Origin of the sequence: Nostoc sp. NMS2 (genome assembly GCF_017115105.1) — a bacterium.
Lineage (GTDB): Bacteria > Cyanobacteriota > Cyanobacteriia > Cyanobacteriales > Nostocaceae > Nostoc.
Window position 1 is genome coordinate 1 of the sequence record NZ_JABXKH010000009.1, and the last position, 10,500, is coordinate 10,500.

General features: G+C 41.1%; 8 protein-coding genes and 4 pseudogenes. 7 read left to right on the forward strand and 5 right to left on the reverse strand.

The window, feature by feature from the left end; translation table 11 throughout:
• Both HWQ36_RS00645 and HWQ36_RS00650 read left to right on the forward strand, forming a co-directional pair.
• Nucleotides 1-263, forward strand: a pseudogene (locus HWQ36_RS00645) (hypothetical protein); the annotation flags it as partial.
• A complete protein-coding gene (locus tag HWQ36_RS00650; RefSeq protein WP_292696994.1) occupies nt 264-443 on the forward strand; it encodes a hypothetical protein in 180 nt (59 codons plus the stop codon).
• 37 nt (nt 444-480) lie between these two features.
• Here the strand turns inward: HWQ36_RS00650 and HWQ36_RS00655 are convergent, their stop codons facing one another.
• Nucleotides 481-1,116, reverse strand: a complete 636-nt coding sequence (locus tag HWQ36_RS00655; protein ID WP_292696997.1) for a type I restriction enzyme HsdR N-terminal domain-containing protein — start codon at nt 1,114-1,116, stop codon at nt 481-483.
• 81 nt (nt 1,117-1,197) lie between these two features.
• Between HWQ36_RS00655 and HWQ36_RS00660 the strand changes: the two genes are divergently transcribed.
• Nucleotides 1,198-3,057 (forward strand): hypothetical protein, encoded by a 1,860-nt coding sequence (locus HWQ36_RS00660; protein WP_292697000.1) that lies wholly within the window; start codon nt 1,198-1,200, stop codon nt 3,055-3,057.
• 915 nt (nt 3,058-3,972) lie between these two features.
• Here the strand turns inward: HWQ36_RS00660 and HWQ36_RS00665 are convergent.
• Together HWQ36_RS00665 and HWQ36_RS00670 are read right to left on the reverse strand one after the other, a co-directional pair.
• Nucleotides 3,973-4,263, reverse strand: coding sequence for a hypothetical protein (locus tag HWQ36_RS00665; protein WP_196519416.1), 291 nt, complete (start codon nt 4,261-4,263; stop codon nt 3,973-3,975).
• A 2-nt stretch (nt 4,264-4,265) separates the two neighbouring features.
• Nucleotides 4,266-4,610, reverse strand: a pseudogene (locus tag HWQ36_RS00670) (hypothetical protein); the annotation flags it as partial.
• Nucleotides 4,611-4,680: 70 nt separating this feature from the next.
• Here HWQ36_RS00670 and HWQ36_RS00675 point away from each other — a divergent pair.
• The gene (locus HWQ36_RS00675) at nt 4,681-4,941 is read left to right on the forward strand and encodes a sigma factor-like helix-turn-helix DNA-binding protein (RefSeq protein ID WP_292697008.1); all 261 of its coding nucleotides are present in this window, start codon (nt 4,681-4,683) and stop codon (nt 4,939-4,941) included.
• A gap of 48 nt (nt 4,942-4,989) precedes the next feature.
• Here the strand turns inward: HWQ36_RS00675 and HWQ36_RS00680 are convergent, their stop codons facing one another.
• Nucleotides 4,990-5,943 (reverse strand): ParB/RepB/Spo0J family partition protein, encoded by a 954-nt coding sequence (locus tag HWQ36_RS00680; RefSeq protein ID WP_292697011.1) that lies wholly within the window; start codon nt 5,941-5,943, stop codon nt 4,990-4,992.
• Nucleotides 5,940-6,695: a ParA family protein gene (locus HWQ36_RS00685; protein ID WP_292697014.1), complete on the reverse strand. Its 756-nt coding sequence runs from the start codon at nt 6,693-6,695 to the stop codon at nt 5,940-5,942. The genes HWQ36_RS00680 and HWQ36_RS00685 overlap by 4 nt, the downstream gene beginning before the upstream one ends.
• Nucleotides 6,696-7,000: 305 nt before the next feature.
• On the opposite strand from HWQ36_RS00685, the pseudogene HWQ36_RS00690 reads away from it, so the two are divergent.
• From HWQ36_RS00690 to HWQ36_RS00700, 3 genes and pseudogenes are all read left to right on the forward strand, one after another.
• Nucleotides 7,001-9,089, forward strand: a pseudogene (locus HWQ36_RS00690) (ATP-dependent RecD-like DNA helicase); the annotation flags it as partial.
• 235 nt (nt 9,090-9,324) lie between these two features.
• Nucleotides 9,325-9,591, forward strand: a complete 267-nt coding sequence (locus HWQ36_RS00695) for a hypothetical protein (protein ID WP_292697017.1) — start codon at nt 9,325-9,327, stop codon at nt 9,589-9,591.
• A 292-nt stretch (nt 9,592-9,883) separates the two neighbouring features.
• A pseudogene (locus HWQ36_RS00700) lies at nt 9,884-10,492 on the forward strand (AIPR family protein); the annotation flags it as partial.
• Nucleotides 10,493-10,500: the final 8 nt, after the last annotated feature.

Consider the following 10,500-nt stretch of genomic DNA (forward strand, 5'->3'; position numbering starts at 1 on the left):
AACTTATATTCCTAGCAATTTACGGCAAATTGTGTTTGAACGCGCTCAGGGATGTAGTGCAGCGCATCATGGAACGCACGAAAATACGAAATACCTACCAGTTGGGTGAAGTCTGCCAAATCCTTGCAAAGGACAACCCGGAACTCAGAGGCAAGGGTGGGTGTTGGGCAATTGTCAGCACAGTGAATGACTTTAGTTGTACTGTGAGAATGTGGGATGGCGAACACACGGTTAGGTTGCAACATCTGAAATCTTACGAATAGTTGCCTGAAGAATGTGAGCAGATCAAAGAAATCAGCAATCGCATCAGTCGAGTGTATTCGGGTGCGTTGGAGGAGTCGGTGCAGAAGTTTTTGGAGATGCTGGGGAAGCTGAACCGATATTACTTGACGGATTTGGAAGAGAAACTACTGACGGTTTTGGAGTTGGAAATCATAGAATAATGTAACAAAGAAACAATGTAACTGTGCTGTCAGTAGCTTAAGATTCTGTAATAATTCTACCCAAATGCTTGAGTATTCTTAAAACTCCAGATAAATTGTTAAGATATTGCGATCGGGTTGCAAAGAGATCGGAAATACCATATTGTTTACCCAAGGTTTTGACAAATAAATAGCTGCTACCATTGGCAATCATGCCATACAAAGGTTGTTCTGGGTTGGGATGAATCGCCATGTAAGCTAATGTCTGGGGAATCGCTAATTCTAAATCAAAAGTCGTCTTTTTTGACTCAATTAGGACAATCCATAATTTACCTTGCAGAACTAAAACATCAATTCTGCCCCGTAAAATCTCATCATTATCTCCTTGTGCAACAATATCAACGGATACCTCGGTTTTAAATCTGTAAGGTGCTTGATAGAAGCCTGCAAGTTCAAGTAATGGTGATAGCACGACCATTTTGACAGTTTCTTCTAAAAGACTTCCATCTGAGATTTGGTAGAGATAGTTTTGTCGAACTTGTTCTAATCTTGTCTGCTCTGCTTCACTTAATGCTGGTAAATCTGCCATCCATTCGGTAAAAAATTGACTATCACCACTTAGTCTTAACCCCAGTTTTTCCTCGACTTGGCGAAGGGTAGTAATTTTTTCTGCGATGGCTATGCTTATGGTCATGATTAAATTTACACTACTTGCCTAATATCAGGATAATTGAATTTAACCTATAACAGTTACTACAAAAGAGGGCTTACCAAGATGCCAAAAAAGAATCAAATTTTTTATAGGGATAACGTCAAAGTACAAAGTTCTCTTGGTTCGCGTATTCTGGAAGGACTTACCGAAGCGGAAATTTCCCAACTACTCGATAGTTTATTTGCTATTTTATCTGATGAACAGCGCCAAACGGCTTTTGCTCAACTTGAAGCAGATACCCACACAACTTTGATTCAAATAATCGCTCCATTGCAAACAGGTGAACAAGCAAAAACAACCAAAAGACAAGCAACTTCTTTAGCGAAATTAGCTCAAACGTGGTCGGAGTTATGGCGAGAATGGAATGAAATTATTACCGAAGCGTCGCAGTCAGAGGGGAAATATATAGTCCAAGAGGAAAGCTGGGAAGAACCCTATTTTGATGATTGTGCTTTGGTTGAAGATTTAGAAGCAGTTGCACAAAAGATGAAACCACTGCTGGAAACGGCTTTTACAAATAGTTTTAGTTACGATCATGGCTTTGCCGCCAATCTATTAGAAGCAGAAAGCGAAATCTCCGACGGGATAGCCGACTGGATGGAAATTCGTGATGGGATTAATTTGCAACCAACCATAACCCATTGCTTGTTGGAATGGGAATGGTTGAGAATACAAAAACAAGGGCAAGATGCTTTCAAATTGGCTAAACAAATAAGAGAATGGGAAGAAAAAGTTTTCCACATTAGTTTAGATGATGATGCTGTTATCGATTTCTTTTTAGATTTACCCGACGAGCAAAAGAAATTAGTTTTAGCTGGGATGACTGCCGAACGAGATAGTTCCCTGTGGAAATATGACCTAGAGAATACTTTTTCTTATTGGCATCTGTTTTACATGGAAGTGCTACGTCAATTTGCAACCCCAGAGATATATTTGAACAATCTCCGGGCGACTATTTCCCAGGAATGGCAAAATGGTTTACCTGTAATTGAGGATTTGTTGGTTAAACAGAAATATAGAGAAAGTCTTACAGTGATTCAAGAGACTTTGGATGCGTTATTAAAAAACAAACCTGACTTGAATCCCTGGACACCGGAAAACTCGCTGCTATTTGTTGCTGTGGGTGGATTTTCTTACGCTCCTGGGAATTGGGAAAAGGAAAAAACTTTACTTCGCTATTATCAGCAAGCTGTTCGAGAATTGGGAGAAATCGAACGAGTGAATGCTTTGTCAATTCAGCATATTACTTTTGAATGTTGTTACGACTGGTCGAGTATGTTCAAAGCTTTTGCTGAGATACCAGTTAATAAAGATACTCACAAAGCCTTGTTTACATCTTGGCGTGAATCAATAATTAAACGTGGTACACCATACAGATATTCATATTTTTATACAAATCAAAAAGCCGTAGATACTTGGTGGTTGCATTGGTTGCTCGATAGTATTACAACTGAGGAAAAAGGACATACTTGGTTTAGGCGACAAATTATCGAGTGGTTGGAGAATTTACCTGGAGAACAGGGACAACTGGGTGGGGAATATAGTGTTTTACGTTTGTTAACAAAAGATTTGATCGAGATAAAGTATCAGGGAAAATCCCCCTACCCTAAGTTTTATGAGGTTGTGATTCTACCAAACCAACTATCGACACGGGATGACATTTCGAGGAAAACATATCTCCAAGAATATGCACCCCCTGATTTGTGGGAAAAAGTGATGGCTTATTGGCAAGCAAATTTACACAACTTTGTACCCAGACCGGACTCGTCTCAAAGCTCGGATTATACGAAAAATGCACAATGGATGTCTGCCTTGAAGGAGTTAGCACCGCAGAATTATGATAGTTTGTTGTCCCAATGGAAAGTCCAGCATAAGCGACGACCTAATTTGTGGAAAGCGATGAGAAATTTGGGATTGGATTGATGTAATGCTTGTATGTGGGATGGGGAGTACAGCATTGGGTTGCAACACCTGAAGTAACTACCTACCCCAGGAATGTCAGCAGGTTCAGGAGATTAGCGATGCCTACGGCGGACTATTCGGTGTCGCATCAATCAATAGGTTACGGGAAAACGAGAACTTGGAAGATGCCCCAAGTACTGTGCTGAGTGCATCTGGGGGAACTGAAGCGGCCGTATTTGACGGCTGTGGAGGAGAAGCTGTTGAGTTTGATTGAGAAAGAGTACGGTATTAATGAAGACGTTCTCCAGTCAAGCCATGCCTGCGGTGGGCTGTTCGGTGTCGCCTTTAAGCAGGGTAAGGTTTCGTCTACATTGATTGCTCTACTTCTAAATACAGACTACAGTATCAGATGCGGCTTTGTTACGTGAATGAAAAAACATCCCAATCACGGCAAGTTTTTGTCTACTACTGCAATTACAAAATTAACACCTAGTAGTACGCCAACGGAACTTGGCTCTTTTAAGGGGAAAGGGTTTAAATCCCAAACCCAGTACCCTTTCCCCAGTCTGAAAAAGCGCATTTTTGGGTTGGCAGACTACTAGTGTAGTAGTGCTGTTGAGCCAATGGTAAGGGTGTGGATTGCTTTAAGCAACGATTGTCACCCCTTGCAGCGATGTACTCCTTTCCTCTGCACATACGCCCTGATTGCTTTACTGACTGCTATTTTCAGTGTGAATTTGGATTTACCTAGACTAAAGACTAAAGACTAAAGAGGGGTGCAATACTTCTTGGTTTTTGGGGAAAAGGGAAAGAAAAAACCTTTAACCCAAACCCGATTCCGAGTTAAAAATGCATAAAGCGAGAAGTATTGAAAGGGAGTGTGGGAATCTAAAGAAAGTATTAAGAAAACACCCCGATGAGAACTTCCTTTGACAGTTACAAATCAAAATCAAGGCTGAATGTTTCCCCTGAAGAATCTTCTTCTTTCTCCTCTGCAAATGGAGTTGGAGTCCAAGACGTGAGTTGGTTATCTTCAGTATTAATCGGTGTGTCAGCTAAAAGTTGTGCAGGTAATCCAGCCTTGATGAAAACAAAATAGCAATCAACGATAAAGTAAAGTGTGTCCAGGTAACTTTTATCTAGTTTTTGCGATTCTGCAAATATGCGCTCTCGGTAATTATCTTTGAGGCGAACTTTTTCCGGTGCTAAGTCTTTTTTATCTGCCATTGTTATAACCAACCAGATGTAGTTGTTGGATTCTTGCTGAAAATAGTTTTTGCCATTTCTAAAAGCCCAAAGACATTAGCTTCCACTGGATTGTCCAGGATTTTGAACCCGTTTTTCTCTAACAACTTTTTAAATCCTGGTAACAGGCAGCCTCCACCTATCGCCCAGATTTCATCCCCCTGGTGCTTGGCATCAAGTGTCAGATTCACCACTTTCTTTAAGTATTTTTCATACCAATCTTTTAAACAAGCACTGTATATATCTTTGATATCGATGTCACGGCTGTACCTGGTATGCCCCATCTCCAGACAAAATCGGATTTTGGAGGCATCCCCGATTTTTCCGCCATATCGAAACCCGCAGGAAAAATTTTTTGTAACGTGTGAATGTTTGACATAAAGACAAAGGTAATACACTTTGATTTGTGAAAATTATCTGTTCAAGGTTGCTCTAGAATGTCTCCGGTCAGATTTACAGGATTTATTAGCTACCTTGAAACCAAATCAACGGCAAGTTTTAATGTTACAGTTTGGGTTGTCGGGCGAGGACAAGTTGACTGCAAAACAGGTTGCACAAAAACTTAATCTCAGTCATTCCAAGGTACGCTCTGCTCATGGACAAGGTATCAAAGCTTTACGACGTGAGCAAGACAAAATTAAAGATTATTTGGCCAGTTGAAAACTGTTTATGTCCAAGGAGAAGGAATCGCTGTTGATAAATGTTGTTTCAGTTATCATCGCTGCTTTCAACTAATAAAGCTTCAAGTTCTACTAATATTTTTTGTAATCGCTTGTGCTGATTGGGATTATCCCAAACCTTTGATTTTTTTACTTTACTGTAGGCTTCATCTATCTTCTTTTTTAGAGAAGATGATTTTTTATCTGTATTTGCAGGCGTGTTTGCTTGAATTTCAGCAAGACGCTCTTTAATTTGACTTAAAGATAAATTACTTTTAATTGCATCAGATAGTAATGATTTACGTAAGGCTTCATCCTTAATCCGCGCAATCACTTTCGCTTTAGTATACTCGATTACTCCTGACCGGAGAGCTTCCATAACATCTATAGGAAGTTTTAGTAATGGGAGACGATTGGTTCTAAAACTTTCGGGGGAAAACTTTCCGATTGTGTTAAATACCTCAAGTAGAGACTGCCATTCTTGGCTGTGGATAACGTTATCCACAGCCTCTCGTTCTGGATGAGCTGCTGATTGAAGTAAAGCAACTACTGATTCTGTACTTTGATTAAGTTTTAATCCTAAGAGAGCAACAATACTCTCTGTTTCCTCAATTGGGTTTAAGTCCTCTCTTTGGAGATTTTCCGAGAGTGCTAGTTCAAGTGCTTCAACATCTGTCATTTCCCTAATAACAGCAGGTACAAACTCTAATTGAGCAGTTTTAGCACCTTTGAAACGACGTTCTCCTGCAACTAGTTCATATTTCCCATCCTTTTGAGGACGGACGAGAAGGGGCTGAAGAATTCCATGCTGTTTAATTGACTCTACTAACTCATGCATGGCTTGAGGAGCAAAGTAGCGACGAGGTTGTTGATGTGGTAAAACTATTTGTTCTATTGGGATAAGGAAAGCAGCGCTACTATTGTCTACTGCTTCTTCAACTCCAAATAAAGCATCGACTCCTTTAATTTCATAAGGTTGACTAACACGCTTCTTCAGACTCATGGCAACGTCTCCAAACTTTGAGCAATCTGTTTGAGAATAGTGACAGATGGATGCTTAGAATTGTAAAGTGCTAACGGTATATGCTCTTGGGCTGCATCAGCAAAAGCTACGGATCGAGGAATAGCTGGATAAATGGTACCAATCTTAGATAGAGAATTAGTAATTGACTGTAAGCTTTGGGAGCCTTGTCCAGTTCGGTTATCGTACATGGTTGGAACTACTCCAGCAATCTGTAATTTTCGATTTGCCCGAGAACGGACACGCGCAATCGTTGTTAACAATAGTTCTGTTCCTTTTAGAGCTTTATATTCAGTTTGAATAGGAATGAGTACGTGTGTGGCTGCCACCAAGCTAATATAGCTAAGAATACCGAGACTTGGTGGACAATCAATTAAAATGAATTGGTATTGTGCGATAACTGGTTCAAGAGCCTCCTTTAGTCGAATATCTCGCATATCTGCGACAACAAGTTCTAATTCTGCGCCACTTAAGTTGATGTTCGCAGGGGCCATATCCATACCATGTATATTCTGATGAATTGGTAATGGTTCTTCTCCCAGAATAGCTTCATAAACTGTCTTACCTAGTTCAGATGGCTCTAATCCCATAAAAGTAGTTAATGAAGCCTGGGGATCCATATCCACTAATAAAACGCTTTGCTGACTTTGAGCCAAATGGTAGCCTAAATTCATTGTCAGAGTAGTTTTGCTGACACCACCCGACTGATTAAAAACTGCAATGACTTTGCTCATTAACTGAACAGAAATAATAAAGACATCAACTTAACAATATCGGTATCAGTCACATACTGGCAAAAGAAACTTACATTCAATAGACCGAACTTTAACATTTCAACTATGATTTTGCCCTTTTTATTACTATTGCTAACTTTTTCAGTCTCCAAGCAATGGTTTATCTGGTGCCAGCCCCACTGCCCCGGCTTTTAAGCTTGAACTAGGGTGAGTTTTCGATGATACTAATATTGAATTTAGTATTTATGTACTACAATAGCTACACGCCCAGTATTATAATAATGTGCGGCATCTGATCATAAGCAATGTCCACTCCTCCTAATCTTTCCCCTCAACAAGTAAGCGCCTTTCCTCAACACGAAACAATCACCGGAGTCGTAGAACGCCTAACTTTTTACTCTGCTGAGTCAGGTTACACCGTGGCAAGGTTGACTCGCCCACGTAGCAACGAACTCACAACAATTGTCGGCAGCTTTGCCAATATTCAGCCAGGTCAAACTCTACAGCTAACTGGTTTCTGGCGGGATCATCCACAATTTGGACAACAGTTCCAGGTAGTTAATTATCGAGAAACCAAACCAGCCACTCTCACTGGGATTGAGAAATACCTTGGTAGTGGGCTGATTAAAGGTGTTGGGCCAGTCACAGCAAGACGGATTGTTGCCCACTTTGGGCTAGAAACCCTCGACATCATCGAAGACCAGATTGAACGACTGATTGAAGTCCAGGGTATTGCAAAAAAGCGGATCACTCTTATCAAAAACGCCTGGGAAACTCAGAAAGCTATCAAAGAAGTGATGGTGTTTCTCCAGGGGCATGGCGTTTCTACCACTTATGCTGTGAAGATTTACAAGCAATATAAGGATGAGGCGATCGCCACTGTTACCAAAAACCCCTACCAGCTAGCAGCCGATATCTATGGGATCGGTTTTCTGACTGCTGACAAGATTGCGAGAAATATAGGAATTGCACCGGACTCAGAATTTCGTTATCGTGCGGGGATTGTCCACTGTCTAAGTGTTGTCGCCGAAGATGGTCACTGTTACCTGCCACAAAGCGAACTGATTGAGTCGGTAATCAAACTGCTGACTACCGAATCTCATCAGCCCACAGAAGAAGCAATTGCACAAATCATCAAAGACATGGCTCTAACAGATGAACTGATTAGAGAGTGGGATGAGGATAAAACCCTACTTTGCTACAAACCGACTTACTTTCATACTGAACAGAATTTAGCTCAACTGATACGCCAACGTTTGGAAAATCCTGTTGGCACTGACATTGAGCGTGTGCGTGATTGGATTGACCGCTTTACAGCCAGCCGTAAAATTCAGCTTTCAGAACAGCAACGCCAAGCTGTAGAAACAGCAGCCTACTCCAAAATCATGATCCTCACTGGTGGCCCTGGGGTTGGAAAGACTTTCACAACTCACACCATTGTCAGCCTGTGGAAAGCAATGGGTAAATCTATTGCGTTGGCTGCACCCACTGGACGGGCTGCTCAACGCTTAAGTGAAATGACTGGGCTGGAAGCCAAAACCATACATCGCTTGTTAGAATTTGACCCCCGCTCAAGGGGTTTCAAGCGCGATAGCGAAAATCCTTTACCCCACACGGCAATTATCGCTGATGAAGCTTCGATGCTTGATTTATTTCTGGCTTACTCCTTGGTTAAAGCAGTATTGGCTGGCGCTTTACTGTTGTTGGTGGGTGACATTGACCAGTTACCATCTGTGGGGCCAGGTCAAATACTCGCTGATTTGATTAATTCTGGTCGTGTGCCAGTAGTGCGGTTAACTCAGGTATTCCGCCAAGCTCAAACAAGTGCAATTATCACTGCTGCTCATCAGATTAATCGAGGAATTTATCCCACAATTGAGCCAATCTCCGACAATCCTGTGTCTGACTGTATTTGGCATGGCGGCGGACATCAGCCCGAACATGGTGTACAGGCAATCTGCGAGTTGATTACAGACTTGCTCCCCGGCTTAGGTTTTAATCCTGCCACTGATGTCCAAGTGCTTTGCCCGATGACACGGGGAGTAATCGGGACTCGTAACCTGAACACAGTATTGCAGCAGTTGATTAATCCACCCAGCCCCAGCAAGGTGGAGATTAACAGAGGTGGGAATTTGTTACGCGAGGGCGATGTCTGCGACAAGCCGCTAAGAGCGTCTACGCATTATCCAGTTGACCAACGACTACAACCGCGAAGTCTTCAACGGCGACTTGGGAATTATCCTCACCATTGATACTGTCGAGCAGGAAGTTACAGTGCAATATGGTGAGCGGACTGTGGTTTACGATTACGCTGACCTTAATGAAATTGCGCTAGCGTGGAGCGTAACTATTCATAAAAGCCAGGGGTCAGAATATCCGGTGGTGATTTTGCCAAGTTTAAAATAACACGCTCTGAATATATAGAGAGAGCCAAAAATACACTGATTCATCTGTGTCGATTGCGGTACAAAGGGAATGAAGAGAAATGGACAAAGGCTTTTTACACCTATAGTAATGAAAAATACGAACCTAGCTTATTTAATAATGGAACTTTTTATGGAACACCAGAAGAGGCATTTTAAAGTTCAGCATTGTACTTAGATTAAGTAAACTATAATAATTATAACTTATGGATGTCGAATATAAAATATTACTTTCAAGCCCACCTGTCACAGAACATTTAGATAGCGTTAAGATGGCGGCATCAAGCCTAACAAACAATCAGCAAAGTATCAAAATACAAGTAAAAAAAGAAGGGAAATATTCCGCATTAATCACTAAGTTTACTATGAAAAATGCTGCGCAGTATAAAGTAGTAGATGAGATTGACAAAGAATTTAAATTCTGGATTTGGCATTTTGAAGATTATGAAGATAGTACAATTTCATTTTCTTAAAATTACGAAATTTAAATTTATTACGATTGTGATTTTAAGCATAATTTCACTTGATTTTGGACATCTGTCTGACTTTACACCTGATACACAATATTACGATTCTACGTCTTGATAACAGAGCGCAATGGTAAGTGATACAACTGCTAAAACAGCTGTTGCTGCCCAAATATGATTCCAGATTGTCCAGTTTTTAAGTAGCTCCTCCAGGTATTACACCCCAGACCTTGCACCCTAGTACCACAAGGCGGAATTCAAAATTCAAAATTAATACATCGTAAGCGTTTCATTGATCAATGTCACCCATTTGCTCAAGCTTCTTTACTGCCTCGACAGAAATAAATACAATCCTGACGGCAATAAACGAACCAAACACCCAGCAGGGATGAGTCTTCCAAGTAACATCACAGATGCAGAAAGGGAAAGGTTAACTGCACTTTTGCCTCTGCTAACTCATGCTCTGTGGATAGAGCAAAGGTTGTACGAAATAATCCAAGAACATATCAGCAACCCCAGAAGAAAGGGTGCTAACGATTTAGCATCAATTGATATACGTAAAACGACGTTGTTGCCTGACAGCAAGTATTCTTTCGGGTTTGGTGCGCCAACCGACTTGGCACTACCGATAATTGCGTCCTATCGGGTATTTCTAGATAAAGACTATAAATGGATTCTGCCGTTTGACGAATTCGCCGAAGATTTCCTCCAACACCTGTGGAATAACTATTTCCGCAAATACTTGGTGTCGGAGAAAACAGCAGGGAATACAATCGGTACAAAAATCAGTCGGAACCAGGAGATTTGGGAAAGTTTGTATATCTCGGCGCAGAGTTATCTAAATCAGCACTTGATGCAAATAGACATCTCCGAAAACGATCAAAGGCTTTATGTGGCTAGGCTATAGTCCGTAAA

What these genes read in the sequence shown, in the direction of transcription:
- HWQ36_RS00685 (WP_292697014.1), bottom strand. Translation starts at nt 6,695, where the DNA reads ATGAGCAAAGTCATTGCAGTTTTTAATCAGTCGGGTGGTGTCAGCAAA.
- HWQ36_RS00680 (WP_292697011.1), bottom strand. Translation starts at nt 5,943, where the DNA reads ATGAGTCTGAAGAAGCGTGTTAGTCAACCTTATGAAATTAAAGGAGTC.
- HWQ36_RS00665 (WP_196519416.1), bottom strand. Translation starts at nt 4,263, where the DNA reads ATGGCAGATAAAAAAGACTTAGCACCGGAAAAAGTTCGCCTCAAAGAT.
- HWQ36_RS00660 (WP_292697000.1), top strand. Translation starts at nt 1,198, where the DNA reads ATGCCAAAAAAGAATCAAATTTTTTATAGGGATAACGTCAAAGTACAA.
- HWQ36_RS00695 (WP_292697017.1), top strand. Translation starts at nt 9,325, where the DNA reads ATGGATGTCGAATATAAAATATTACTTTCAAGCCCACCTGTCACAGAA.
- HWQ36_RS00655 (WP_292696997.1), bottom strand. Translation starts at nt 1,116, where the DNA reads ATGACCATAAGCATAGCCATCGCAGAAAAAATTACTACCCTTCGCCAA.